Source organism: Streptomyces sp. AC627_RSS907, from assembly GCF_019049165.1.
This window is the reverse complement of the sequence record NZ_JAGMUE010001373.1, coordinates 1-651: the sequence shown is the minus strand read 5'-3', so window position 1 is coordinate 651 and position 651 is coordinate 1. Positions and strand designations below refer to the sequence as shown.

The following is a 651-nucleotide window of genomic DNA, read 5'->3' as shown; positions in this document are numbered from 1 at the left end:
CCGCCGTGCGCACGCTGGCCATGCTCGACCTGGAGCCGGCCGAGGTGATGACCGCCCTGGACGAGATCGCGCACGGCCTCGGCGCGCCCGGCACCACCCGCGCCTCCACCCGCACGGCGGGCCGCCAGGGCCCGGCCCGTGGCGGCAGGTCGGCCGGGGCCCGTGGCGTGGCCGGCGACTCCGACCTGTCCGAGATCTACCTCGCGACCTGCGTGTACGCCGTCTACGACCCGGTCACCCGGCGGTGCACCATCGCGAACGCCGGGCACCTGCCGCCGGTCCTCGTCCCGCAGGGCGGTCAGCCGCGACTGGTGGAGCTGCCGCCGGGAATGCCGCTCGGTGTGGGCGGCGAACCCTTCGAGGAGATGGAGTTCGAGCTGCCGGACGGGGCGCTGCTCGCGCTGTACACGGACGGGCTCGTCGAGTCGCGGGACCACTCCCTGGACGTGGGCATCGAGGCGCTGCGCGCCGCGCTGACCGACCCGCCCGTCGCCGCGGACGACGCCAGCCCGCTTGAGGGCATCTGCGACCACGTCCTGAACGCCCTCGACACGCACCACGGCGAGGACGACACGGCCCTGCTGATGGCGCGGATGCAGGGGCTGCCCGCGCACGCGGTCGGCGACTGGCGGCTGCCGCGTGAGCCTCGGT

At 75.6% G+C, this 651-nt stretch carries 1 protein-coding gene; it reads left to right on the top strand.

Going from position 1 to position 651, the window contains the following annotated elements; all coding sequences use genetic code 11:
- Window positions 1-651, top strand: a 651-nt coding sequence (locus KUM32_RS41990; protein ID WP_217146861.1) for a PP2C family protein-serine/threonine phosphatase, incomplete at both ends; no start/stop codon positions are given.